This window comes from Ligilactobacillus animalis (genome assembly GCF_009933595.1).
GTDB lineage: Bacteria > Bacillota > Bacilli > Lactobacillales > Lactobacillaceae > Ligilactobacillus > Ligilactobacillus animalis.
Genome location: NZ_CP047141.1, coordinates 1,460,001 through 1,485,516, shown reverse-complemented (window position 1 = coordinate 1,485,516; position 25,516 = coordinate 1,460,001). Strand labels below are relative to the sequence as shown.

Genomic DNA, 25,516 nt, shown 5'->3' with positions numbered 1-25,516 from the left:
CAAAAAAAACCAAATTATTCTGTATTTAAAGAGTTAAATAATTGAAAACGCTTAGTCGCAAGAGTAAACTTAAGGTGTATAGGCTTTACTATGGAACAATTTTTAGAATGGAGGGATAGAAATGGATATTGTAGATCTAGCGCGTTTCCAATTTGCGATGACGACGGTCTTTCACTTCTTCTTCGTACCATTTTCGATCGGGACGGCCTTTGTAGTTGCAATTTTAGAAACATTCTACGTCCGTACCAAGAATGAGGCTTATAAAAAATTAGCCAAGTTCTGGGGTAATATCTTCCTGTTGAGCTTTGCAGTCGGTGTTGTTACCGGTTTGATCCAAGAGTTCCAATTTGGGATGAACTGGTCTGACTACTCACGTTTCATGGGGGATATTTTTGGGGCACCTTTAGCCTTAGAAGCTTTATTGTCATTTTTCATTGAGTCTACATTTATCGGTCTTTGGATGTTTACTTGGGATCGAGTGAAGAAGGGCACGCACTTATTCTTTATGTGGATGGTCTGCTTTGGGACTTTAACGTCTGCGTTATGGATCCTGGCAGCTAACTCATTTATGCAACATCCAGTTGGGTATGCGATCAAAGGCGGTCGTGCCGAAATGGTCGACTTCTTTGCCTTATTGAAGAACCCACAACTTTGGTTCGAATATGGGCATGTTATCCTAGCTGCTTTAACTATGGGTGGGGTAGTACTCGCTGGTTTAACAGCGTTCCAAATGTTGAAGAAAGATACTACCAAAGAAGCTAAGGTCCTTTATAAGAAATCAATGCGTTTAGGCTTGTGGATGGCAATGATCTTTTCAGTTGGGACGATCTTAGTCGGTGACTTCCAAATGAAATATCTTGTTACTGAACAACCTATGAAATTTGCTGCAACAGAAGCAATTTATGAAACTACAGAAGACCCTGCACCATGGACAGCTGTGGGGATCGCTGATACTAAGAATCATACGGTCAAGTACAAGGTCGATATTCCAGTTCTTTTGAGTTTATTGTCATACAATAAGCCATCTGGTTCAGTTAAAGGGATGGATGAGATCAACGCTGAAATGAAGGAAAAATATGGTACCACGATCGATGGGACCAAGATGGATTATATTCCACCAGTAAATACACTTTTCTGGAGTTTTAGAGTGATGGCTGGCTTTGGTGCTTGGATCATCTTAGTTTCCTTTGTCGGCTTACTGATGACACGCAAGAAAAAAGAAACATTGTACCAACGGCGCTGGATGTTGTGGGCTTTAGCACTAACGACATTTGTACCGTTTATCGCTAATACAGCGGGCTGGTTTATCACTGAATTTGGTCGTTACCCATGGACCGTTTATGGTCTGTTCACGATCCAACAAAGTGTTTCACCAAATGTTTCTGTAACTTCCTTGTTGATCTCGAATATTGTTTACTTCACGCTCTTTACGACACTTGCTATCGTAATGATCGGTTTGGTAAAACGTCAATTGCAAAACGATCCATCGCAAATGCAAGGCCACGGCTATGCGGACAAGATCTTGGATCCATTCGATAAGGGGGCGTTTTAAATGAGTTTCTTACAAATTTTATGGTTTATTTTGATCGGCGTCCTATTTGCAGGCTTCTTCTTCCTTGATGGTTTTGACTTTGGAGTCGGTATGGCGACGCGGTCATTAGCTCACAATGAAGATGAACGCTCACAAATTATTGAAACGATCGGACCAGTTTGGGATGGTAATGAAGTTTGGTTGATCACTGCTGGTGGTGCCATGTTTGCCTCGTTCCCATATTGGTATGCAACATTGTTTAGTGGCTACTACTTGATCTTGTTGATGATCTTGTTTGGCTTGATCATTCGTGGTGTCTCTTTTGAATTTAGAACAGCTAGTGATCCAAAGAAACAACATATTTGGAGCTCAGCTTTGGCATTAAGTAGTTTGATCGTACCATTTTTCTTGGGCGTGATGTTTGTTTCGATGATCCAAGGTATGCCGATCGATGCTAATGGTAACATGAGCGCTGGTTTCTTTGATTACTTCAATGTGATGTCAGTTGTTGGTGGTGTGGCATTAGTCTTATTGACTTACTTACACGGCCTTAACTACATTGCATTAAAGACACTTGGCGATATTCGTGAACGTGCACGCAATTACGCTGCTTTTCTCTACTGGGTCTTATATGCTGGACTAGTAGTCTTTGCGATCTTGTTATTCTTCCAGACAGACTTCTTCCAAGTTCGTCCGGTCGGAACTTTGATCACAGTAGCCTTGATCGTTTGCTTTGCTGTTTTAGGTCATATCGCAACTTTCAAGGGCAACGAAATGTTAGCTTTCATTTCTAGTGGTTTGACAATGGTCTCATTGGTCGCAATGATCTTTGTTGGCATGTTCCCACGGGTAATGATCTCTAGCATCAGTGATAAGTATGACCTCTTGATCCAAAATGCTTCGTCGACCTCATATACATTGACGGTGATGACGATCGCAACGATCTGCTTGTTGCCATTTGTTTTGGCATACACGATCTGGTCATACTGGATCTTTAGAAAACGGATTGCACTCCCAGTTGTACAAACAGCGGAGGTAGTTAAATAATGGTCGATAAACTGCTATTTAAACTAGCAGGAATAAGACAGATCATGGTAAAGCTTGCAGGACTCTCGTTTCTGCAAGCTTTACTTATCATAGGGCAAGCTTTATTTTTAAGTGCTACTTTGACCGATCTGTGGTTGGGAAAGCCACTGAGGAGTCAGGTATTCAATATTTGTGCTTTTTCGGTCTGTTTTATCCTGCGTCAGGGAATAGATCTGATCGATGCCAAATTATTAGATAACTATGCGCGGCAAAGTGCCAAAGAAATGCGTAAACGATTGTTAGAGAAGATCTTCATTCTAGGGACTGGAGTGGTCCAAACGCAAGGAACAGGTAATTTAGTGACTTTAACTTTGGATGGTATCTTTCAGGTAGAAAATTACATCAAATTATTATTGAGTAAAATGATGAGCATGGCGATCGTGCCAGTCTTGATCTTGTTAGTGACATTTTGGATGGATATCACTTCTGGGGTCATCATGTTATTGGTATATCCCTTGATCGTTTTATTCATGGTCATTTTAGGCTTTGCGGCTAAAGCTAAAGCTGATCGTCAATTTTCGACGTTTCAACGTCTGTCCAATCATTTTATCGATTCGTTGCGAGGCATTGATACCTTAAAGTATTTTGGCTTAAGTAAGCGATATTCTAAGAGTGTTTATCGCTCAAGTGAAAACTTTCGTAAGACTACGATGCAGACCTTGCGCGTAGCTATGTTATCGACTTTTGCGCTCGATTTCTTCACGACTTTATCGATCGCTGTTTTGGCTGTCTTTTTAGGCTTGAGATTGATCGATCAGCAAATGTCGCTTTTCTATGGCCTCTCGATCTTGATCTTAGCCCCTGAATATTTCTTGCCGATCAGAAATTTTGCCAATGACTATCATGCCACACTGAATGGTAAGAATTCATTTCATGCGATCGCTAAGATCATCCATGCGCCATTACCTCAAGCACCTGAGGTCGAGTTGACTTCATGGCAAGCCACAGATGGTTTTAAAGCTGAACAGATCGGGTTTAGCTACGATGAACAAAATGGGATCGCACCTGTGAGCTTTGCAGTCAAAGGCTATCAAAAAGTTGGGATCATTGGTATGAGTGGTTCAGGTAAGACGACCTTGATCAATTTGTTAAGTGGGTTCTATACACCTGATTCGGGTGAGTTTACTGTTCAAGGACATAAGTTACCTAACTTGGATCTAGCTGACTGGCGTAAACAGGTACTTTATATCCCACAGTCGCCTTATGTTTTCTCAGATACTTTACGAAACAACATCGCATTTTATACGCCTGATGTTTCGGATGAGGAGATCTACGAAGCAATCAAAGTGGTCGGTCTTGAGCGTTTAGTCGCTGAGTTACCTGAAGGCTTGGATACTAAGATTGGGAGCGGGAAACGCGCACTTTCAGGTGGTCAAGCGCAACGGATCGCTTTAGCGCGTGCCTTCTTGGATAAAAAACGCAAGGTCATGATCTTTGATGAACCGACGGCGCACTTAGATATCGAGACTGAATTGGAATTGAAAGAAAAAATGATGCCACTGATGCAAGATCGGTTGGTTTTCTTTGCTACACACCGTCTGCATTGGATGCACCAAATGGACTATATCTTAGTCATGGATGAAGGTAAATTGGTTGAAAGTGGAACCTATAGTGAGCTCTTAGCTAAGAATGGTTACTTCTGTAAGTTATTAAGTGAAATGAGGGGGGATACAGATGCTAAATAAGTTATCATTTTTTAAAGCTTTGCAACATGATAGCTGGGTCAAACCGTTTTTGAAGCACTACAAAAAAACGCTTTGGTTAGCGATCTTCCTCGGCGTTTTAACTTTTATCTGTGCAGGGGGATTGATGTTTACTAGTGGCTATCTGATCACAAAATCAGCAACACCACCGGAAAATATCTTATTAGTTTATGTTCCAATCGTTTTGACGAGAGCATTTGGGATCTTTCGCCCATTATTGCACTATTTAGAACGGTTGACCAGCCATAACTGGGTCTTTAAGATGACCTCAGAGTTTCGGCGCAAGATGTATGATGCTTTGGAACGGGATGCGGTCTTTTTCAATAACAAATATCGCTTAGGAGATATCTTAGGCTTGTTATCAGAAGACGTTGCCCACATCCAAAATCTATATTTGCGAACACTTTTCCCATATTTTACGGTCTGTGGGCTTTACGTTTTTATCATTGTTGGGTTAGGTGTGATCTCACCTCTGTTTGCCTTATGGATGCTTGTGTTATATGGCCTTTTGATCTTTGCGCTCCCGCTTTGGTCAGTTATTGTCAACGGGGCCCGGCAAGAGTACGAAAAGCAGATCAAAAATGCATTGTATCTTGATCTTACCGATAATGTCTTGGGGGTCTCGGATTGGATCTTTTCGGAACGTGCCAATGATTATCTTAAACGACACGAGGAAAATGAAGCAAAATTGCTCACGATGCAAGAAAAGATGCGAAAATTTGAACGTCGCCGTGATCTAGTGGGACAATTTATCTTTTTAGCGATCGTTGTTAGTTTGATCATTTGGGCTTCAGGCCGTTTTGGTGGTACCGAGACTGATTCGATCAACTGGATCGCAGCGTTTGTGCTCTGTGTCTTTCCTTTGGCGGATGCCTTTATGCCACTGCCAACGGCTGCACAAGAGACAAATGTATATTTAGATTCGATCAAGCGCTTAAATGCTTTACCACACCCAGAAGAAGAACGTAAAAAAGCACCAGCAGTGACAGCACCATACGAACTGCAAGTTAAAGACTTGGTGTACGCTTATGCCGATGGACATCATAATGTGTTGAATAGGATCAACTTAAAGATAAAACCAGGCGAAAAGTTGGCGATTTTAGGTCGGAGTGGCTCGGGGAAAAGTACCCTAGCTAGTTTATTGCGGGGCGATTTGGCTCCAACAGCCGGCTCAGTGACCTTAAACGAGATCAAGACGACCGAATTTGGCGATGATATTGCTAAATATATCGGTGTCATCCACCAAACGCCATATCTTTTCAATACGACTGTGGTCAATAATGTCCGGATCGGTAATGAAGCTGCTAGTGATGAAGAAGTTTGGGATGTTTTAGGGCGCGTAGGCTTGAAAAAATTGATAAAAAAACTGCCTCAAGGACTGGAAACAATGGTCGATGAGGCAGGATTGAGATTTTCAGGTGGTGAAAGACACCGGCTAGCTTTAGCGCGGATCTTATTAAAAGATGCGCCGATCATCATTTTGGATGAACCGACAGTCGGACTTGATCCGATCACTGAACGGGCCTTAGTTAAGACATTCATGGATGTCTTACAGGATAAGACTTTGATCTGGATCACACACCATCTCCAAGGCGTCGAGCATGTAGATCAGATCGTCTTTATCGAAGATGGCCAGATCGAACTGCAAGGGACACCTAAGCAATTGGCCGACAATAAGCGCTATCAAAAACTTAAACAAGTCGATGGCGGCTATTGATCAGTTAGTTCTCTTCAAAAGGCGTTTGATCAACTTTTCGAGCAAGTCACGTTTTTGCGAGACTGGAAGCTGTGAAGTTTGATCGAGCGCTTTTTGTATGAATTTTTCTGCTAGGGCTTTAGCTTTAGTGACACCGCCGTATTTTAAGACAAGTTGTTTAACGGCCTCCATATCGGCAGTGGTCATCTGTTCTTTTTTAGCTAGATAAGGCATCAGTTCAGCCTTGTGTTCTTGTAAGACCATTAATAGTGGTAAAGAATAAACGCCAGTTGCGAGATCTTCCATGACCGGCTTGTTTAAATTTTTGCCATCAGAGTAGTCAAGGATATCGTCTAACATTTGAAAACTCAAGCCGATATTTTGCCCGATCCGTTTAGCTAAAGCAACTTGACGACGGTCAGCCCCACTGAAATAAGCCCCTTCTTGACAGGCGAGGCTAAAGATCGCAGCGGTCTTACCGTTGATATTGCGAAGATAAGTCAAAAAGCTCTTTTCTGTATCAAAACGAGCGTTCATTTGGCCGATCTCGCCGTTTAATATCTGACGCATCATTTGTGCGTTGACTTTGAGATAAGGTGAAGCGTACAAAGCGTCAGCGATCAGATCGAAAAAGACAGTAAATAATAGGTCTCCAGCATATACGGCGATGTCTTTACCAAAAGCAGATTGAATGCTGACCTGCCCCCGTCGTTTAGGGGAATCGTCAATGATATCATCGTGGATCAAAGTTGCAGTGTGCAAAACTTCGATCGAAGCTGCGAGTTTAAGGAGACGTTCATCGGCAGTCGTAGGCGCATTTTCTTTGGAAAAGAGCAATAACAAGGCTGGCCGGAGATATTTTCCCCCGTTATTTGCCATCTGTAAGAGAGCGCTTTTAAGTTTAGGATCGTTGACTTCGATCTTTTTTGCAATCAATTGGTTGACGATCTGGAGATCATCTTTGACCAACGGATACTGTTGCCAAAAATTTAATTTCATTATTTAGGTTTCCTTCCGACATATTTATCTAGTTTTATTGTACACTATACTGTGAAGACTAAACCAGTACAAAGCGAGGTAATTTGAATGTCACTTAAGGTTTTCCTTGAACTTGTTGAGATCAAGGCCAAAACAGCCAGTGTTTTACCTTTTTTGCTCGGAGTATGTTTTAGTTATTATTATTATCATTCACTAAATTGGGCGAATCTGTTGCTCTTTTTTATCGCGATGTTTTTATTTAACATGTCAGTCGATGCGTGGGATAATTACAATGACTATCATAATGCTCTTGATAAAGAGGAGTATAAACAAAAGACCAATATTATCGGTCGAGAAAACTTATCACCCAGAGAAGTTTTATGGATGTTGCTTGGAATGGCTGGAGTCGCAACTGTTTTAGGACTAGTGTTGGTCGTACGCACTGGGTGGCCGTTATTATTGATGGGGATATTTTGTTTTGCTGTCGGGATCTTGTATTCCGCTGGTCCGCGTCCGCTATCGAGTTTACCGGTCGGCGAGTTCTTTTCTGGTTTTACCATGGGCGGAATGATCATGTTGATAAGTATTTATATCAATACTTATCAAGAATTTACGTTTGATCTCTCTGATCTTTGGCGGATCGCATTATTAGCGTTACCGAATATGCTTTGGATCTCAAATCTGATGTTAGCTAATAATATTTGTGATCTAGCTGAAGATGAGCGCAATCATCGATATACGATCGTACACTATTTAGGGAAAAAACGAGCCTTGCAGGTCTATACTGCAAAAAATATTTTGGCGTTAGTCAGTTTGTGTTCAACACCATTTATCGGCTTGGCACCCTACACGGTCTTATTGATCGTTTTAACACTCCCATTTTTCTACCGGCAAAATAAATTACTCTGGGAAAAACAAGTAAAAAATGAGACTTTTATCACAGCCGTCAAGATTTTAGCTGTAGGTTCGTTTTTACAAGTTATTTTATATCTGTTAGGTATTTTATTTGATTTTATTTTTTAACGAGGAGATTTTTTTATGAAAAAAGTAGTTGTTTTAGGCGCTGGATACGCAGGGTTACAAACTGTGCATAAGTTACAAAAGAATGTCAAGGGTAAGGCTAAGATCATCTTAGTCGATAAAGATGACTATCATTATGAAACAACGGAATTACACGAAGTTGCTTCTGGGACCCAATCGGCTTTGAAGATCACTTATCCGATCGCTGATATCGTTGATCCGGCAGTGACTGAATTTATCCAAGATGAAGTGGTGAAACTAGATGCTACTAAAAAACAAGTACAATTAAAACAACATGGTATGCTCGACTATGATTACTGTGTCTTAGCATTAGGTTTTGTTTCCGAGACTTTTGGGATCAAGGGCGCTAAAGAAAATGCACTTGAAATGACAAATATTAAGCAATCATTGGCGATCTATGACCATATTTTAGCTTCGATGGAAAAATACAAAGAAACAAAAGATAAGCGGTACTTACAACTTGTTGTCTGTGGTGCTGGCTTTACCGGGATCGAATTAGCCGGTGCTTTAGCTGAAGGACGTCCAGAATATGCTAAAGTTGCTGGAGTAGCACCATCTGAAGTCAAGATCACAGTTGTTGAAGCAGCAACACGTCTTTTGCCAATGTTTAGCGAAAAACTAGCGGATTATGGTGTCAAACTAGTTGAGAGCTTGGGGGTTGAACTACTTTGCGGTGCTAAGATCAGTGAAGTGGCACCTGGCGAAGTTATCTATGAAAAAGATGGTCAAACCAACTCCTTGAAAGCTGAAACGATCATTTGGACAACAGGTGTTTCAGGCAGTCCAGTCGTAGGTGAATCCAACTTACAAGAACGTCGCGGGCGGGTCGTAGTCACAGATAATTTGACTGATCCAAACTTTGATGATCTTTATATCTTAGGTGATGTCGCGGCTGTGATGGATAAAGAAAGCGGCCGGCCATATCCAACAACGGCGCAGATCGCTACTGAGATGGCAGTCTATGCGGCTAAAGATCTCGAATCACAGATCAACGGCAATGGTCATTTAAGTACACCATTTGTATATAAGAGCAAAGGGACGGTCGCTTCAGTCGGTAATACCCATGGCTTTGGGGTGATCGGCAAGTTGGAGATCAAGGGTTATCCGGCTTCGATGATGAAGAAGATGATCATGAACAAGTCACTCTTTGAGATCGGCGGGTTCAAAGAATTTATTGCTAAAGGTCGTTTCGACTTATATCACTAATATTTTAGGTAAAAGAACGTAGGATCAACTGTCTACGTTCTTTTTTGTGCAAATATACAATAATTAAAAACAAAACATGCAAGCGTTTTACGTGCTTTGGAGTATAATTATGGTATAGCAATGATTATTGGTATTTTTTGATTTATATGTTGCCCAAGCCTTATCAAAGGAGGTGGAGGTGCATTTTAAATGCACTTATCAATGAAAGTATGTATTTTTTCAACCTGTATCGTTGATCTGCTTTTTCCAAATGTAGGTCAAGCGATGGTCGAAGTATTAGAGCGCTTTGGCTGTGAGACGGTCTTTCCTAAGGGGCAGGTCTGTTGCGGTCAGCCAACGTATAATAGCGGTTACAGTAAGGGGACGATCAAGACATTTTACAATGAGATCGATGCATTATTAAGTGTAGATGCGGATTACATTGTTGGACCTTCGGGTTCATGTGTCGGGATGTTAAAGGAATATAAAGATATCTTAAAAGATGATCCTAACTATGCCAAAAAGGCTCAGATTTTACATGATAAGACCTATGAGTTCTCACAATTTATCTATCGTGTGCTAGGTATCTTAGACTGTGGAGCTCAATTAGATGCAACTGCCACCTTCCACCGCTCTTGTCACATGACACGGCTGTTAGGTGAACGGACTGCGCCATTTGTCTTGCTCGATCATGTTAAAGATCTTGAGATGATCCCATTGCATAATGTGCAATTATGTTGTGGCTTTGGTGGTACTTTCTCGGCTAAAGAACCCGAGATATCCGAAGCAATGGTCGACGATAAGGTCAATAATATCGTAGCTACGAATGCCCAGATCTTGATCGGGGCAGATCAAGCATGTTTGATGAATATTGGTGGACGGATGAATCGTCGAGGGGAAAAGATCAAAGTGATGCATATTGCAGAAGTTTTGAATCATAATGTCGATCTTTCCCGGGTCAAATACGTCAAGGATACGGATCACCAGATGGTACCAGCTAATGGAAGCGGGGTGTTTTAGATGGGCTTAAAGACAAGTGAACTTTCATTTGACGAACGCGTAAAAAATGCTAAAAAAGACAAGTTTATGCGTGCATCAGTGGCTAAAGCCCAAGATGCGCAATTTGAGAAGCGGACACGTGCCCGGGAACAATTGGGCCATTGGAACGAGTGGCGTGAGTTAGGTGAGCAGATCCGCCAACATGCCGTTAAACATTTACCAGATTATCTTGAAGAATTTAGCGAAAATGTCCAAAAAAATGGCGGACATGTTTATTTTGCTAAGACAGATGCCGATGCAACGGTTTACATCAAGCAAGTCGCACGTGAGAAGAATGTCAAAAAGGTCGTTAAATCTAAATCAATGGTCACGACGGAGATCAATCTAGACAAGGAATTGTTGAAGATCCCCGGATTATCATTGATGGAAACTGACTTAGCGGAATTTATCCTACAAGAAGATGATTGGGATGAACCGACCCATATCGTTTTTCCGACCTTGCACAAAAATCGCGATCAAGTACGGGAAGTCTTCCAAAAGATCGGCTATGAGGGCGATAATGATCCTGAAAGAATGGGGCGTTTTGCTCGTAGCTATTTACGTAAGTATTTTATGGAAGCCGACTTGGGGATCACCGGGTGTAACTTTGCGATCGCCGACAATGGAATGATCAATTTGGTCACTAACGAAGGTAATGCTGACTTGACGATGGCGTTACCAAAGACGCAGATCGTTGTCATGGGGATGGAGCGGATCGTTCCTGGGCTAAAGGAAGCCGAAGTGTTGGATAATCTGCTTTGCCGCAGTGCGGTCGGTCAAAAATTGACAAGTTATTGTACTTTTAGTGCAGGAAAACTAGACGACGAACTTGATGGTCCAGAGGATTTCCACGTAGTTATCATTGATAATGGTCGTTCCAATGCGTTGAATACAGTCTTTGAACAGATCTTGCAATGTATTCGTTGTGGAGCTTGTTTGAATGTTTGTCCGGTTTACCGCCAGATTGGAGGCCAAGGCTATGGTTCGATCTATCCTGGACCAATGGGTGAAGTTTTATCTCCAATTTTAGATGGTTATGAAAACTTTGGTGAGCTGCCATATGCCTGCAGTTTATGTGGAGCCTGTACAGAAACATGTCCGGTCAAGATCCCACTGCATGATCTGATCTTGGAACACCGTAAAGTCGAGATGAATAAACTTCATTTAGATCATAGTCTAAATAATGTTATCTTTAAGACGATCAGTGTCGGGACTAAGACTCCAATCCTCTTTAAAGGCGCTTTGATGGGTGAACATTTGGCAATGAAGCCATTCTCCAATAAGAAAGAAAATAGTGTTGAGAACCTTTATCCAGAAGGTAAGATCGATAAAGTTCCAAAGATCGCACCGAAGTTGATCCATGGTTGGGTCGATGTCAGAGATCTGGCTGAGCCACCGAAGTTGAGAGAAAACTTCCGCCATTGGTACGATCGACATGAAAAAGAACGGAAGCGAGGCGAACAAAATGACTGAAACGATCAAAGCAAATGATCCTAAAAACCGTGAAGAATTTCTAGATTTTATCGCCAAAAAAGCTGATCGTCCCCGCCATGAGCTAGCAAATGATCCGCTAGTATTTATCAATGATCTACCGAAGACGACGCTATCAGGTCTGGATCAAGATGAATTATTAGCCTTGGCTAAGACCAATAGTGAGGCGATCCATGTTGATTTTAAGACAGTACCAGTAGCTAAATTGAGTGAGACACTGGAAAATTTCTTACATGAAAAAGATATCCACAGTTTGATGTTGCCGACTTTTGCGGATGAAAAGTGGCAAGAATATGGTATTTTAGATTGGCGGAATGCATTAGACTTAGATAAATTGTATTTTTGGGATGCCAAACGCGGTCGAGATAACTTAGTCGATGCTGACCAAAGTGATGCAGCGATCGGTTTTGCCGATTATCTCTTAGCTGAGTCGGGGACGATCACAGCTGCCACCGTTAAGGAACAAGGCCGAGGTTTTCATTTCTTACCGACGCACTATTTGGCGATCATTCCAAAAAGTAAGATCTTACCTCGGATGCGCCAAGCGATCGACCGCTACGATGAAGCAATGAAAACTGGCAAACTCAAGACTTCAAATATCAATTTCATTTCAGGTCCGTCTAATTCGGGGGATATTGAAATGGTACTGATCGTGGGTGTTCATGGTCCACTTGATATGACTTATGTCGTGGTGGAAGATCTATAATTACGCAAAAGAGGCTATTTAGGCCCCTTTTCTCTTTAGTTCAAGCTCTTTGAAGTTGCTATAGGCGACTAGCGGATTTTTGGCTTGATTAAGCTGGAGAGAAAAAGTATGATTGATATGTAAAAAAATTGTGATGATGTTAGGGTGAAATCGAGTGATCTTGGGGATCGGAAATGATTTAGAATGTATCGAACGGGTCAAGCAGATGTTAGTTAAATTGCCCAAAACGGCGACTAAGATCTTGACTCCAGCGGAATTAGCGTTTTTTGCTGAGCTGTCCCCAAAACGTCAGGGGGAGTTTTTGGCTGGCCGTTTTTCCGCTAAAGAAGCATATAGTAAGGCGGTGGGAACTGGGATCGGTCAAACTGTCAGTTTTTTAGATATTGAGATCCTAAATGATCCCTTGGGCCGTCCGTATTTTTCGTACCATCCCCTCGAAAATGAATGTAACGCATTTATTTCGATATCACATACCAAAGAACATGTTGCCACGATGGTTGTTTTAGAAAAAATCAAGTAAGAGAGAAGATGATCAAAATGGTTATAGGTTTGCACCGCAACGCCCATGTAAATGTTGATCTAGCTGCGATCAAGCATAATATTGCAGTTGAATTAGCTCGCATGGATGAACAACAAGAACTTTTTGCTGTCGTAAAGGCTAATGCTTATGGGCATGGGATCGTCCCCGTCGCTAAAGCTGCAAAACAAGCGGGAGCGACTGGCTTTTGTGTTGCGCTGATCGATGAAGGGCTGGCTTTACGTGAAGCCGGTATCACTGAAACGATCTTGATCTTAGGTGTTACGCCTGCTAATGAGGCTACTTTGATGGCTAAATATGATCTTTCAACTGCTGTTGGAGATCTAGAATTTCTGATCCAGGCACAAAGCAAATTAGCTCAAACTGGTGCTAAACTCAAAGTTCATTTGGCTTTAGATACTGGTATGGGGCGGATCGGTTTTAGAGATCAAGCCACATTGAGTCAAGCGCTCGCTTTTTTGCACGAACATGCAGCACAATTTGAATTCGAAGGGATCTTTACGCACTTTGCGACTGCCGATGCTAAAGACCAAGAGCACTACAATTACCAGCTAAAAAAATTCAATGAGTTGATGGAAGTCGTGACGACTAGACCGCGTTATATTCACGTGGCTAATTCAGCGGCTGCAATGTGGCATACGGATTGTGGGGGTAATGTCGTTCGTTACGGTATCACGATGTATGGCCTAAATCCGTCGGGAACAGAATTAGAATTACCGGAGACTTTCAAGCCAGCATTGAGTTTAGAAAGTGAATTGGTTGCAGTCAAGCAGTTGCGTCCAGGTGATGGAGTGGGATATGGTAAAACGTATACCGCTTCTAAGCCAGAATGGTTAGGAACTGTGCCAGTCGGTTATGCCGACGGGTGGTTGCGACGGATGCAAGGTTATCACGTATTGATCGCTGGTCAACCATGTGAGATCGTGGGACGAGTGTGCATGGATCAGTTTATGGTGCGACTACCCGATAAATTACCTTTGGGAACAAAGGTAACCTTGATCGGACAAAATGGTGAGCACAAGATCACAGCGCAAGATGCAGCTGAGTATGCGCAAACGATCAATTATGAGATAGTCTGTGCACTATCTGAGCGGTTGCCACGCTATTACAATTAAAGTATACTTTTAAACGCATTTATGTTAAGATTGCGATAACTAATGGTCACGGAGGGCTAGTCATGGTGGAAGATGATTTGAGGAAGAAAATGACCGTGTTGCAATATCAAAATATTAAAGAGTTCTGTGAATTCTATACTATTGAGGTGGAAGAGATAAAGGACCATCCCGAATACGCTGAGCGGATCGAAAAGTATCATACAGCCTTGGAAGAGCTGATCGATGGTTACGGTCAAATGGGTGGTTTGAATCAAGAAATTTGTGGTATTTTCGGCAGTTGTGATTGCGATGCCGATTATGGATCGGTGAGCTAATAAATAAATTAGAGAGAGTGATCCTATGGTAAAGGAACTGGTTAAAAGAGGAGATATCTTCTATGCCGACTTGTCGCCTGTAGTGGGTTCTGAACAAGGTGGGATGCGACCTGTTCTGGTCATCCAAAACAACATTGGAAATAAGTTTAGTCCAACAGTGATCGTAGCTGCGATCACGTCGAAGATCTCGAAGCCTAAGATGTTGACCCATGTGGCTTTAAAAGCTGCGCCAAAGGGTAAAAAAGGCCTTGAGAAAGATTCGGTCGTACTATTAGAGCAATTACGCACTTTGGACAAACAACGTTTACGGGATAAGATATCCCATTTAGATGATTCGACTATGAGATCGGTCGACTATGCACTTAAAGTAAGTGTGGGGTTGATCGATATACATACACGAAATAATAGCGATAAAAAGCAAGAAAAAACATATAATCGCTAATAATGAGCACCAGTCTAGCAGGAGATCGGTGCTTTTTGTTTAAGAGAAGTATTTAAAAATTTGATACAATATAGTTAGATAAATTTGTGAGGTGAGCATTGATGGAAAAAGACTTTGAATACCAACAAATACTAGCAGGTGAGCTTTATCTGGCTGGAGGTATTTTACCTGAGCATAAGTCAGTCCACGGCAAAAAGATCGCCCAACAGATCAATTAAACTCCGATCGAGGATAAAGCTAAATTAAAGGCATTGGTCAAACAGCTTTTTGGAAAAACGGGTAAAAATTACTACGTTACACCACCGGTCTACGTCGATTATGGTAGACATGTGAGCATTGGTGAGAATTTTTATGCTAATATGGATTGTATTTTTTTAGATGTCAATCGGATCACGATCGGTAATAATGTCATGCTTGGACCACGAGGGGGCCTTTATACTGCTGGTCATCCCTTAGATAGTCAGATCAGAAATGAAGATCAGCTCGAATTTGGACTTCCGATCGTGATCGAAGACAATGTATGGCTGGGAGCAAATGCCATTGTTTTACCGGGAGTTACGATCGGTAAAAATGCAGTCATCGGCAGTGGAGCTGTAGTAACTAAAGATATTCCAGCAGATAGCGTAGCCGTTGGCAATCCAGCTAAGGTCATTAAAACGCTAGGCGAAGCCGATCGCAAATATTGGCAGGCCCAAAAAGATAAATATCTAGCTGCTAAAGAAAAATTTAATAGCTTAGATTAGCTTGATAGCAACTGAGTTTTCGAAGTTGAAGACTACAGTTGCTATTTTTGTAATAATGGCTTGGGAATTTCGTGGTATAATATTTTTAATAACGAACAAAAGTTTGATTTAGGGGGTAGACGATGAAATTTTTACATACGGCAGATTGGCATATCGGAAAACGACTTCACGAATATCCATTAGTCAAAGAGCAACAAGATGCTTTAGACCAGATCGCTCAGATCGCTCAAAAAGAGCAAGTCGATGCAGTAGTCGTCGCGGGTGATCTCTATGATCGCTCTTTACCTAGTGAAGAAGCAGTGACATTAGTGAATCAAGCTTTAAAAAACTTGAATCTAAAAGCGGATCTTCCTTTACTAGCGATCAGTGGCAATCATGATTCCGCAGTCCGTTTGGCAACAGGACAAGAGTGGTTCAAGCAAACTAAACTATACTTGCATACTAAGCTAGCCGAAGCTTTTACCCCGATCGAATTTGCGGATACGCAATTTTTCTTATTACCGTATTTTGAACTTCAAGAAGCGCGTAACTATTTTGCCGATGAAAGTTTGAGTGATCTGACTTCAGCAATGAAACTGATCGTTGCAAAGTTGAAAACCAAATTTGATCCGACTAAAAAACAGGTCTTAGTGGCCCATTTTTTTGCGGCTGGCAGTTTACGGTCGGATTCCGAGACTAAGATCGAAGTGGGCGGACTTGATTCAGTACCGCCTGAACTATTCAGCGATTTCGATCATGTGGCGCTAGGTCATCTGCATGACAAGCGAGCATTGGATCTACCAACGGTCAAATACAGTGGGAGTTTGTTGAAATATTCGGTGGCTGAGGCTAATAGTCAAAAAGGTGTTTGGATCGTAGAGACGGAGCCTTTTTCGTGCAAATGGATCCCATTAGATCCGCTCAATGACATTCGGCGGTTGGAGGCCTCATACGCAGAATTGACGACAAAACTTTATCAGAATGTTGCAGAAGATGACTACGTGGCTATCGAATTGACCGATGAACATGAGATCATTGATGTGATGAATAAATTGCGCAAGTATTATCCGCGGATAGTTGAATTGAAGCGCAAGAAGCGTTTGGTCCACACTAAGCAAGCTGAAAAGATCGAAAGCAAGACCCCGTTGGAGTTATTTACTGATTTCTTTGTCCAAGCTACTGGTCAAGAGCCAACACAACTCCAACAAAAGTGGGCTAAAGAAAGTCTATTAGCCTTAAAAAAGGAAGGTGAGTAGGGATGCGACCATTAGAATTAAAACTCAAAAATTTTGGTCCTTATGTGGATGAGACTGTTGATTTTACCCGCTTCGAGCAGGCACCGTTGTTTTTGATCACGGGTAAGACAGGGAGTGGCAAAACAACGATCTTTGATGCGATGTGTTACGCCCTTTTCAATGAAACTTCGGGTAAAAAACGGCAAGCCTTCCAAATGCGCTCTGATTTTGCTAGCGATAAAGCCGAGACTAGTGTTGAATTTACCTTTGAGCATCAAGGCAAGATCTATTATATCAAGCGTCAGCCAAAACAAGTTTTAGCTGGGCGTGGTGGCAAGCCCGTTGAAAAAAAGGCCAAAGTCGAATTGATCTATCCAGGTCCGGATGAAGAAAAGTTGGCCATCCAAAAGATCCCTGAAGCCCGGCGCTTTATCGATGAGTTGTTACATTTGACGGCGGAACAATTTACCAAGGTCATTTTGTTGCCTCAAGGGGAATTTCGTAATTTTTTAGCAGCTGATAGTAAGGAAAAAGAAGAAGTCTTGCGCAATTTATTTGGCAGTGAATTATTTGAACGCTGGGCCGAACAGCTCAAGGCAAAATTTAAAGAGCAAAATGCAAGTTACCAACAAAAAGAACAGCAACTAACACTGAGGATGCAACAAGCTGACTTTACCAGTGAGACACAGATCCCTGAATTATGGCTCGAACAGATCAAAAGCTGGCTCGAACAAGTCAAGGCAGAATTATCGGAACAAGACAAAGCCTGGCAACAAGCTAAAAAAGAAACCGAGAGCTTGCAGCATGTTTTGAGTAAACAAGAAGAGCTTCAAAAAGACTTCGATCTACTGGCAAAGTTACAAGCTAAGCAGGCTGACCTGCTAGCTAAAGCCCCTAAACGTGAAGCTTTACGCCAGCAAATAGTTGCGTTGAAATGGGCATTGGAACACCGAACAAACTTTGAGCTATTGGAAAATAATAAGGCCACACTTGTTAAGACTGAAGCTGACATCCAAAAGACCGCACAAAAACAGGCAAAACTAAAAAAAGAACAGTTAAGTTCAGCTGCACAATTGGCAGAGTATGAAGCTAAGCGTAAAGAGATCGCAAATTATCAGTACCAGCATAAACAACTGGAGAATAATTTGCCCCTATACAAAGTTGTCAGTGAGCTTTTGGCCACGCAAGAAGAGGTCGAAGTTAGCCAGAATGCTTTGGCAGCTGAGATCCAAAAAATAACGACGATTTTAGAGAAAAAGCAAGCAAAAATAGCTGCTATCGAAGCAAAACAGCACGCGCTCACAGAATCGATCCAAGCCAAAGAAACGTTAAAGGCAAAATTAGAAAGGGTAAAGTATCAACAAGCAGAATTAGCCGAGCTTTTGGAAAAGCAAGCAGACTTAGATAAGCGCCAAACTAATATTGCAAACTTGCAAAATAAATTAGTTACTGAAACAACTATCAGCCAAGAAGCTCGGGCTAAGGCTCGAACTTTAGCTAATCAATTAGCGGATCACTATATTGCTGCAGCGGTCAAAAAACTGCAAGCAGGCAAGCCCTGTCCAGTCTGTGGGAGTTTAGACCATCCGGCTCCAGCTAAAGTCAGTGAAGTGGCTGGGATCGATGAAGAACAAGTCGAACAAGCTAAACAACAAGCACGTGAGCTGGAAGATAAAGTTACTGCTTTGCAGGCACGAATAGATGAGATCAACGCTGAAAATGTTGAACGGAAACGTGAATTTGAGACGAAAATGCAGGATTTTTTTGAAAAATATCCTGCTTTAGAGCAAAGCGAGTTAACTCATTTAGAAGTTGAACTGACCCAAACTAAACACGAATTGACCCAAGAGATAAGGGGACTCACAGATAAGGAAAAAGAAGCAGCGAGCTTGCAGGAACAAAAGACGACCCTAGAACAAAAGGTCGCTCAAGCCCAGACAAAGTTGACTGAGTTAAATGAACAAGCTCAAACTGCCCAACTTGAGAAGCAAAAATTGGTGACGCAATTGGCTGAAAAACAAGCTCAGTTGCCAGTAGAGTATCAGACTGAACAACAAGCTAAGGCACAGTTGAGAATTTGGCAACAGAAGATAGCTGAGTTTGAAACGCATTGGGCTGACTTGAATGCACATATAAAACAAACTGAGCAGTCATTAGTAGCAACTGAGGCCAAGCTAAATGAAGCCAAGCAACAAGCTCAAGAATTGCAACAAGTGATCGCTCAAAGACAAGCCGACTTAGAAGCGGCCTGTGCTGCCAAAGGGATGACGTTAGCAGAATTAAAAGAATTGTTATCCCAAAGTGCTCAGCTTGGACATTTAGAACAAACTTTAGCTGAGCAACAAAAAGAGCTAGATTCTATCGCTGGTCAGGTCGAGATCCTTTCAAAACAAGTAGCTGGTCAAAAACAGCCTGACTTGGAGCAAACTAACGAAGAATTATCGCAGGCAAAACAGGCGGAAGCTAAGTTACAGCAAACAGTCGCTGAGCTAGAGCATAAATATAGTTCCAATACTAAATGCTATCAACAGGTAAAGAAGCTCTTTGAACAACAGCAAGCTGAATTTACACAGTTAGGGCAGTTAAAGGAGCTCGTCGATGTTGTGACAGGTAAAGGTGAACAAAAATTGGGCTTTGAGCGCTACATTTTACAAACCTATCTCAAGGAAGTTTTAATAACGGCCAATGCGCGCCTAGCCCATTTGACTAATGGCCGCTATGAATTATGCTTAAATGAGGATACTGGGCGTGGAGCATCGAGTACGGGGTTAGAACTAGATATTTACGATGATAATGCGGGCAAAAGACGTAGCGTCCACACTCTTTCAGGCGGAGAAAGTTTCCTAGCAGCTTTAGCCTTAGCTTTGGCACTCGGAGAAGTTATCCAAAAGAAGAGCGGAGGGATCGAGATTGAAGCGTTATTTGTCGATGAAGGTTTTGGTTCGCTCGATCAAGAAGCTTTGCGAGTTGCTTTAGAAACTTTGCAAACGATCGAGGGGAAAAATCGCATGGTCGGGATAATCAGTCACGTTACCGAATTACAGGCGCAATTGCCATATCAATTACAAGTTGTTACTAAGGGTGAGCGAAGTACTTTGCGGTATGTGACGACAATTTAGTTAGATTTGAGGAAAAACGATGCAATATCGTACACATATAACAGTCTCACTGGCTGTAGGCTTGCCAATGCTAGCCGCAGTCGATCAAGTGACATTTATCAATACTGCGGCGTTAGTCTGTGGTAGTGTTTTACCAGATATCGACCATCCAAAGTCATTTATCGGTAAGCGGAGTCAAGTTGTTAGTAAAGTAGCCAATAAAACATTGGGCCATCGTGGAGCGACCCATTCATTAGTTGTTGCGGCAGGGGTCTATTTGTTGGCTTTATTTATTGCTAAAGCATATTTGGCGACCGCAGCGATGCACTTACCATTTTGGCTACTGATCGGCTATCTTTTGCATTTGATCGAAGATAGTTTCTCCAAAAATAGTATCCATTGGTTTTGGCCTTTTTCTAAATTCAAGAAAAGTGCGCGTAAACGCCTGTTTTATTATCGAACAGGGCATGTGAGTGAGTATTTGATCTTAGGCTTTGCGCTATGTCTTTTACTGATCGAATTGAACTTACTATGGTCCGGGCATTTAACAAGTTTATTTGATCATGGCTGGGCCGCGTCACTCAAACTATTGATAGCTAAGTTACAGCTCCTTCTTTTACCACATTGAAATACTAAATGTTTGACATGAAAAAGTATTTGATGATTTTTTTGAAAAAATAGCGTATCATCTAAGTGAGAAGTCAACAAGAAAGGACAGGCTATATATAATAGCGTGGGTGGAGCCAATGAAAGATCAAACATTATTAGTATCTTCAGCACAAAAGTTAAAGCAACACGGGATAAAATCAACACCACAACGCCAAGCGATCTTAGCATATCTGATGTGTTCAGATGAGCATCCATCGATCACGATGATCCATCAATATCTGCAAAAGCAAGATATCAAGGTGAGTTTGGCGACTGTATATAATACCCTCGAATTGTTGGCGAAGTCTGACCTAGTATCTGAAGTGGCTTTGGATAGTGCGGGACATGTGAGGTATGATTATTTCGCTAAGCCCCACTATCATTTGATCTGCTTAGAGTGTGGCAAGATCGAGGATATTTTTGATGACACTTACTTAGAATTGGAAAAACTGGCTCAGGCGCAAAGTGACTACGAGATCGTTAATAGTCGCTATGATGTGTATGGTATTTGCCCAGAATGTCAGCAAAAGAAGACTAACGCATAAATTTTCTGGAGTAAGTAGCCAGTTTTGTGCTATAATCAACCAAGATATTTTATTATTTGCGATGAAATAGATAGTAGCAGATCTCATCCCTATCACAGAGAGCCACTGATGCTGGAAGGTGGTATATATGATTTTTGCGAAGTACACTATGGAGCAACAACGGGTCATTCCGATATCGATGACAGAGTTGGTTACATTTATGTAGCAATCTGGGTGGTAACGCGGAAATTAATTCGTCCCTGATGATTTTTCATCGGGGACTTTTTTATTAAAAGGAGGATCTTAAATGGAAAATATTTTAGAAGAATTAAAATGGCGGGGCGCTGTCAACCAAGTTTCAGATGAAGCGGGTCTGGAAGAATTATTAGCTAAAAAATCGATCGGTGTTTACTGTGGGGTCGATCCGACTGGTGATAGTTTGCATATTGGGCACTTGATCCCATTTATGATGTTGAAACGATTCCAAATGGCTGGTCATCGTGCGCATATCTTGATCGGTGGGGGGACTGGTTCGATCGGTGATCCATCGGGTAAGAAGTCAGAACGGACTTTACAAACAATGGAACAAGTTCACCACAATGAAGAAGCCTTGACCGGACAAATGAAGGCTCTTTTCGGTAAAGATAATATCACGATCGTTAATAACTATGATTGGTTAAAGGAGATCAGCTTATTAGATTTCTTGCGCGATTACGGTAAATTGTTCAATGTTAACACGATGTTGAACAAAGAAGTCGTTGCTAGCCGTTTAGAAGTAGGTATCTCTTATACTGAATTTACGTACCAGATCTTGCAAGCAATCGATTTCCATCATTTATTGAAGACAAAAGATGTGCAACTTCAGATCGGTGGGGCTGATCAATGGGGCAATATCACAGCTGGGATCGATCTGATCCACAAAATGGAAGGCTCAGATACTCAAGCATTTGCCTTGACGATCCCATTGATGTTGAAAGCTGACGGGACAAAATTTGGTAAAACAGCTGGTGGTGCAGTGTGGCTCGATGCAGAAAAAACAACACCATATGAATTCTATCAATTCTGGTTGAATCAAGACGATCGTGATGTTGTGAAATATTTGAAGTACTTTACTTTCTTGGATGAAGCTCAGATCGCAGAATTAGCGAAGAAACTTGAAGAACATCCAGAATTGCGTGAAGCTCAACGTCGCTTAGCCGAAGAAGTGACCGAATTTGTTCACGGAAAAGAAGCTGTTGTGCAGGCTGAACATATCTCTAAGGCCCTCTTCTCAGGTGAAGTGAAAGCTTTGACTGCAGCTGAGATCGAGCAAGGTTTTAAGAATATGCCAACAGTTGAGATCAGTTCTGAACCGGAAAATATCGTTGAATGGCTTGTTGACACAGGGATCGAAAAATCTAAGCGTCAAGCCCGTGAAGATGTAACCAATGGTGCGATCTATATCAACGGTGATCGTGTTCAAGATCTAGATGCGGTGATCGATCCAGCAGAAAACTTTGATGGAAAATTTGTGATCGCACGTCGGGGCAAGAAGCGTTATTTCTTGGCACGTGTAACTAAATAATTGTTAAAGGATCTGTAGACGGTTTGTCTGCAGATTTTTTTGAAAAAATTTTTTCACGGAAAATGTAAGTGTTTTACTGGGTAAAAAACTATTTTTTAGTTAAAGAGATACTGATTAATTGAGTAAAAAACGAACAATAATATTTAGTGATAATTTATGTTCGTTTTTTAAGCGGTAGAAAGTGAAAGTTTATGCAAAAAAATTTAAAAGTAGGGTTGACGTTTAAGCCAAAAGTGAGTATAGTAGTTCTTGTCGTTGAGATGTGATCAAACATTTCAAATCGCTTAAAAATTAATTCAAAAAACTTGTTGACATTGAGATGCAAGTTTGGATATAATAATTAAGTCAATAAGACATATCAATGAATTTTTATTCAAGCGAATGAATAAAAGTTGAGTAGATCTTTGAAAACTGAACAAAGTTTCGATAAGCAAATGTGCAGGGTCTCTTATCTAAGTGATAAGAGAAATAAACATTTTGCGAAGTCAATTCGCTAGTAAAAATAAAGAGTCACAAACTTTAAATTGAGAGTTTGATCCTGGCTCAGGATGAACGCTGGCGGCGTGCCTAATACATGCAAGTCGAACGAAACTTCTTTATCACCGAGTGCTTGCACTCACCGATAAAGAGTTGAGTGGCGAACGGGTGAGTAACACGTGGGCAACCTGCCCAAAAGAGGGGGATAACACTTGGAAACAGGTGCTAATACCGCATAACCATAGTTACCGCATGGTAACTATGTAAAAGGTGGCTATGCTACCACTTTTGGATGGGCCCGCGGCGCATTAGCTAGTTGGTGAGGTAAAGGCTTACCAAGGCAATGATGCGTAGCCGAACTGAGAGGTTGATCGGCCACATTGGGACTGAGACACGGCCCAAACTCCTACGGGAGGCAGCAGTAGGGAATCTTCCACAATGGGCGAAAGCCTGATGGAGCAACGCCGCGTGGGTGAAGAAGGTCTTCGGATCGTAAAACCCTGTTGTTAGAGAAGAAAGTGCGTGAGAGTAACTGTTCACGTTTCGACGGTATCTAACCAGAAAGCCACGGCTAACTACGTGCCAGCAGCCGCGGTAATACGTAGGTGGCAAGCGTTATCCGGATTTATTGGGCGTAAAGGGAACGCAGGCGGTCTTTTAAGTCTGATGTGAAAGCCTTCGGCTTAACCGGAGTAGTGCATTGGAAACTGGGAGACTTGAGTGCAGAAGAGGAGAGTGGAACTCCATGTGTAGCGGTGAAATGCGTAGATATATGGAAGAACACCAGTGGCGAAAGCGGCTCTCTGGTCTGTAACTGACGCTGAGGTTCGAAAGCGTGGGTAGCAAACAGGATTAGATACCCTGGTAGTCCACGCCGTAAACGATGAATGCTAAGTGTTGGAGGGTTTCCGCCCTTCAGTGCTGCAGCTAACGCAATAAGCATTCCGCCTGGGGAGTACGACCGCAAGGTTGAAACTCAAAGGAATTGACGGGGGCCCGCACAAGCGGTGGAGCATGTGGTTTAATTCGAAGCAACGCGAAGAACCTTACCAGGTCTTGACATCTTCTGACAATCCTAGAGATAGGACTTTCCCTTCGGGGACAGAATGACAGGTGGTGCATGGTTGTCGTCAGCTCGTGTCGTGAGATGTTGGGTTAAGTCCCGCAACGAGCGCAACCCTTATTGTTAGTTGCCAGCATTAAGTTGGGCACTCTAGCAAGACTGCCGGTGACAAACCGGAGGAAGGTGGGGATGACGTCAAATCATCATGCCCCTTATGACCTGGGCTACACACGTGCTACAATGGACGGTACAACGAGTCGCAAGACCGCGAGGTTTAGCAAATCTCTTAAAGCCGTTCTCAGTTCGGATTGTAGGCTGCAACTCGCCTACATGAAGTCGGAATCGCTAGTAATCGCGGATCAGCATGCCGCGGTGAATACGTTCCCGGGCCTTGTACACACCGCCCGTCACACCATGAGAGTTTGTAACACCCAAAGCCGGTGGGGTAACCTTTTGGAACCAGCCGTCTAAGGTGGGACAGATGATTGGGGTGAAGTCGTAACAAGGTAGCCGTAGGAGAACCTGCGGCTGGATCACCTCCTTTCTAAGGATAATTTCGGAAACCTGCACTTTATCGTAAACTTTGTTTAGTTTTGAGAGGTCTACTCTCAGAGCTAAATGGGCCTATAGCTCAGCTGGTTAGAGCGCACGCCTGATAAGCGTGAGGTCGGTGGTTCGAGTCCACTTAGGCCCATTATATGGGGCTTTAGCTCAGCTGGGAGAGCGCCTGCTTTGCACGCAGGAGGTCAACGGTTCGATCCCGTTAAGCTCCATTGATAACATTAGTTATCAAACTTGTTCTTTGAAAACTAGATAATATCTTTTATTTCTTTGTTAATTAAAATAACCGAGAACACCGCGTTTTAAAGAGTTTAAAACATTAATGTTTAATCGCTAAACTCATAACCATTATCGTAAGATAATATAGGTTAAGTTATTAAGGGCGCATGGTGGATGCCTTGGCACTAGGAGCCGATGAAGGACGTGACTAACTGCGATAAGCTTCGGGGAGTTGTAAGTAAACTGTGATCCGGAGATTTCCGAATGGGGAAACCCAACAGGAGTAAAGACCTGTTATCACTGAGTGAATACATAGCTCAGTTGAAGGTAGACGTGGGGAACTGAAACATCTAAGTACCCATAGGAAGAGAAAGAAAATTCGATTCCCTGAGTAGCGGCGAGCGAAAAGGGAACAGCCCAAACCAAGAAGCTTGCTTCTTGGGGTTGTAGGACTGGACATTTGAGTTACCAAGAAACGAAGTAGTTGAATGATTTGGGAAAATCAGCCAGAGAAGGTGATAGCCCTGTAAGCGAAACTTCG

At 42.2% G+C, this 25,516-nt stretch carries 19 protein-coding genes, 2 tRNA genes, 2 rRNA genes, 1 pseudogene and 1 other annotated feature (1 of these 25 running past the window's edge); of the genes and pseudogenes, 23 read left to right on the top strand and 1 reads right to left on the bottom strand.

The annotated features are described in order from the left end of the window. Positions 1-121: 121 nt before the first annotated feature. From GSR62_RS07320 to cydC, 4 genes are read left to right on the top strand one after another with little or no spacing between them, the layout of a single operon-like run. On the top strand, positions 122-1,552 hold the full coding sequence (locus tag GSR62_RS07320; RefSeq protein ID WP_035447808.1) for a cytochrome ubiquinol oxidase subunit I: 1,431 nt from the start codon (positions 122-124) through the stop codon (positions 1,550-1,552). Further along, positions 1,553-2,578 carry a cytochrome d ubiquinol oxidase subunit II gene (gene cydB / locus GSR62_RS07315; protein WP_066023510.1) on the top strand — a complete coding sequence of 342 codons (1,026 nt, stop codon included), beginning with the start codon at positions 1,553-1,555 and terminating at the stop codon, positions 2,576-2,578. Next, the gene (cydD, locus tag GSR62_RS07310; protein WP_066023509.1) at positions 2,578-4,302 is read left to right on the top strand and encodes a thiol reductant ABC exporter subunit CydD; all 1,725 of its coding nucleotides are present in this window, start codon (positions 2,578-2,580) and stop codon (positions 4,300-4,302) included. Before cydB ends, cydD begins: the two co-directional genes overlap by 1 nt. Further along, a complete protein-coding gene (gene cydC / locus GSR62_RS07305) occupies positions 4,292-6,037 on the top strand; it encodes a thiol reductant ABC exporter subunit CydC (protein ID WP_066023508.1) in 1,746 nt (581 codons plus the stop codon). Before cydD ends, cydC begins: the two co-directional genes overlap by 11 nt. On the opposite strand, the gene GSR62_RS07300 is transcribed toward cydC, so the two are convergent. Continuing rightward, the gene (locus GSR62_RS07300; protein WP_066023507.1) at positions 6,038-7,015 is read right to left on the bottom strand and encodes a polyprenyl synthetase family protein; all 978 of its coding nucleotides are present in this window, start codon (positions 7,013-7,015) and stop codon (positions 6,038-6,040) included. It lies immediately after the preceding gene. A gap of 87 nt (positions 7,016-7,102) precedes the next feature. On the opposite strand from GSR62_RS07300, the gene GSR62_RS07295 reads away from it, so the two are divergent. From GSR62_RS07295 to GSR62_RS07205, 19 genes and pseudogenes are all read left to right on the top strand, one after another. Beyond that, positions 7,103-8,017 carry a prenyltransferase gene (locus tag GSR62_RS07295; RefSeq protein ID WP_035447817.1) on the top strand — a complete coding sequence of 305 codons (915 nt, stop codon included), beginning with the start codon at positions 7,103-7,105 and terminating at the stop codon, positions 8,015-8,017. 15 nt (positions 8,018-8,032) lie between these two features. Continuing rightward, entirely contained in the window at positions 8,033-9,241 is a 1,209-nt protein-coding gene (locus GSR62_RS07290) for an NAD(P)/FAD-dependent oxidoreductase (RefSeq protein WP_066023506.1), read from the top strand. Between the two features lie 201 nt (positions 9,242-9,442). Next, entirely contained in the window at positions 9,443-10,240 is a 798-nt protein-coding gene (locus tag GSR62_RS07285) for a (Fe-S)-binding protein (RefSeq protein WP_029507265.1), read from the top strand. Continuing rightward, positions 10,241-11,731 (top strand): LutB/LldF family L-lactate oxidation iron-sulfur protein, encoded by a 1,491-nt coding sequence (locus GSR62_RS07280; RefSeq protein ID WP_066023505.1) that lies wholly within the window; start codon positions 10,241-10,243, stop codon positions 11,729-11,731. It begins immediately after the preceding gene. Further along, positions 11,724-12,455, top strand: coding sequence for a LutC/YkgG family protein (locus tag GSR62_RS07275; RefSeq protein WP_035447824.1), 732 nt, complete (start codon positions 11,724-11,726; stop codon positions 12,453-12,455). The genes GSR62_RS07280 and GSR62_RS07275 overlap by 8 nt, the downstream gene beginning before the upstream one ends. 154 nt (positions 12,456-12,609) lie before the next feature. Continuing rightward, positions 12,610-12,975 (top strand): holo-ACP synthase, encoded by a 366-nt coding sequence (acpS, locus tag GSR62_RS07270; protein ID WP_010688105.1) that lies wholly within the window; start codon positions 12,610-12,612, stop codon positions 12,973-12,975. A 17-nt stretch (positions 12,976-12,992) separates the two neighbouring features. After that, the gene (alr, locus tag GSR62_RS07265; protein WP_010688104.1) at positions 12,993-14,108 is read left to right on the top strand and encodes an alanine racemase; all 1,116 of its coding nucleotides are present in this window, start codon (positions 12,993-12,995) and stop codon (positions 14,106-14,108) included. Between the two features lie 62 nt (positions 14,109-14,170). Further along, on the top strand, positions 14,171-14,422 hold the full coding sequence (locus GSR62_RS07260; protein ID WP_010688103.1) for a hypothetical protein: 252 nt from the start codon (positions 14,171-14,173) through the stop codon (positions 14,420-14,422). Between the two features lie 25 nt (positions 14,423-14,447). Continuing rightward, on the top strand, positions 14,448-14,864 hold the full coding sequence (locus GSR62_RS07255; RefSeq protein WP_010688102.1) for a type II toxin-antitoxin system PemK/MazF family toxin: 417 nt from the start codon (positions 14,448-14,450) through the stop codon (positions 14,862-14,864). Between the two features lie 101 nt (positions 14,865-14,965). Then, positions 14,966-15,607, top strand: a pseudogene (locus GSR62_RS09615) (sugar O-acetyltransferase). Between the two features lie 122 nt (positions 15,608-15,729). Further along, positions 15,730-16,842 carry an exonuclease SbcCD subunit D gene (locus GSR62_RS07245; protein ID WP_066023504.1) on the top strand — a complete coding sequence of 371 codons (1,113 nt, stop codon included), beginning with the start codon at positions 15,730-15,732 and terminating at the stop codon, positions 16,840-16,842. Between the two features lie 2 nt (positions 16,843-16,844). After that, complete coding sequence (locus tag GSR62_RS07240; RefSeq protein WP_052006347.1) at positions 16,845-19,940, top strand: AAA family ATPase; 3,096 nt, start codon at positions 16,845-16,847, stop codon at positions 19,938-19,940. A gap of 19 nt (positions 19,941-19,959) precedes the next feature. Then, positions 19,960-20,547, top strand: coding sequence for a metal-dependent hydrolase (locus GSR62_RS07235; protein WP_035447830.1), 588 nt, complete (start codon positions 19,960-19,962; stop codon positions 20,545-20,547). A gap of 118 nt (positions 20,548-20,665) precedes the next feature. Next, a complete protein-coding gene (locus tag GSR62_RS07230; protein ID WP_035447832.1) occupies positions 20,666-21,112 on the top strand; it encodes a Fur family transcriptional regulator in 447 nt (148 codons plus the stop codon). A gap of 52 nt (positions 21,113-21,164) precedes the next feature. Continuing rightward, positions 21,165-21,356: a binding site (T-box leader), on the top strand. A gap of 42 nt (positions 21,357-21,398) precedes the next feature. Then, positions 21,399-22,655 (top strand): tyrosine--tRNA ligase, encoded by a 1,257-nt coding sequence (tyrS, locus tag GSR62_RS07225; RefSeq protein WP_066023503.1) that lies wholly within the window; start codon positions 21,399-21,401, stop codon positions 22,653-22,655. 520 nt (positions 22,656-23,175) lie between these two features. Further along, positions 23,176-24,739 (top strand): 16S ribosomal RNA (locus GSR62_RS07220). 76 nt (positions 24,740-24,815) lie between these two features. Further along, a tRNA-Ile gene (locus GSR62_RS07215) sits at positions 24,816-24,889 on the top strand. A gap of 6 nt (positions 24,890-24,895) precedes the next feature. After that, positions 24,896-24,968, top strand: a tRNA-Ala gene (locus GSR62_RS07210). Between the two features lie 154 nt (positions 24,969-25,122). Continuing rightward, positions 25,123-25,516: ribosomal RNA gene (locus GSR62_RS07205) — 23S ribosomal RNA — on the top strand (it continues 2,523 nt past the right edge of the window). The 16S and 23S rRNA genes sit together here with 2 tRNA genes alongside, the layout of an rRNA operon.

Bases quoted from the DNA above. Each gene is read 5' to 3' on its own strand.
- GSR62_RS07320 (WP_035447808.1), top strand. From the start codon at position 122: ATGGATATTGTAGATCTAGCGCGTTTCCAATTTGCGATGACGACGGTC.
- cydB (WP_066023510.1), top strand. From the start codon at position 1,553: ATGAGTTTCTTACAAATTTTATGGTTTATTTTGATCGGCGTCCTATTT.
- cydD (WP_066023509.1), top strand. From the start codon at position 2,578: ATGGTCGATAAACTGCTATTTAAACTAGCAGGAATAAGACAGATCATG.
- cydC (WP_066023508.1), top strand. From the start codon at position 4,292: ATGCTAAATAAGTTATCATTTTTTAAAGCTTTGCAACATGATAGCTGG.
- GSR62_RS07300 (WP_066023507.1), bottom strand. From the start codon at position 7,015: ATGAAATTAAATTTTTGGCAACAGTATCCGTTGGTCAAAGATGATCTC.
- GSR62_RS07295 (WP_035447817.1), top strand. From the start codon at position 7,103: ATGTCACTTAAGGTTTTCCTTGAACTTGTTGAGATCAAGGCCAAAACA.
- GSR62_RS07290 (WP_066023506.1), top strand. From the start codon at position 8,033: ATGAAAAAAGTAGTTGTTTTAGGCGCTGGATACGCAGGGTTACAAACT.
- GSR62_RS07285 (WP_029507265.1), top strand. From the start codon at position 9,443: ATGAAAGTATGTATTTTTTCAACCTGTATCGTTGATCTGCTTTTTCCA.
- GSR62_RS07280 (WP_066023505.1), top strand. From the start codon at position 10,241: ATGGGCTTAAAGACAAGTGAACTTTCATTTGACGAACGCGTAAAAAAT.
- GSR62_RS07275 (WP_035447824.1), top strand. From the start codon at position 11,724: ATGACTGAAACGATCAAAGCAAATGATCCTAAAAACCGTGAAGAATTT.
- alr (WP_010688104.1), top strand. From the start codon at position 12,993: ATGGTTATAGGTTTGCACCGCAACGCCCATGTAAATGTTGATCTAGCT.
- GSR62_RS07260 (WP_010688103.1), top strand. From the start codon at position 14,171: ATGGTGGAAGATGATTTGAGGAAGAAAATGACCGTGTTGCAATATCAA.
- GSR62_RS07255 (WP_010688102.1), top strand. From the start codon at position 14,448: ATGGTAAAGGAACTGGTTAAAAGAGGAGATATCTTCTATGCCGACTTG.
- GSR62_RS07245 (WP_066023504.1), top strand. From the start codon at position 15,730: ATGAAATTTTTACATACGGCAGATTGGCATATCGGAAAACGACTTCAC.
- GSR62_RS07240 (WP_052006347.1), top strand. From the start codon at position 16,845: ATGCGACCATTAGAATTAAAACTCAAAAATTTTGGTCCTTATGTGGAT.
- GSR62_RS07235 (WP_035447830.1), top strand. From the start codon at position 19,960: ATGCAATATCGTACACATATAACAGTCTCACTGGCTGTAGGCTTGCCA.
- GSR62_RS07230 (WP_035447832.1), top strand. From the start codon at position 20,666: ATGAAAGATCAAACATTATTAGTATCTTCAGCACAAAAGTTAAAGCAA.
- tyrS (WP_066023503.1), top strand. From the start codon at position 21,399: ATGGAAAATATTTTAGAAGAATTAAAATGGCGGGGCGCTGTCAACCAA.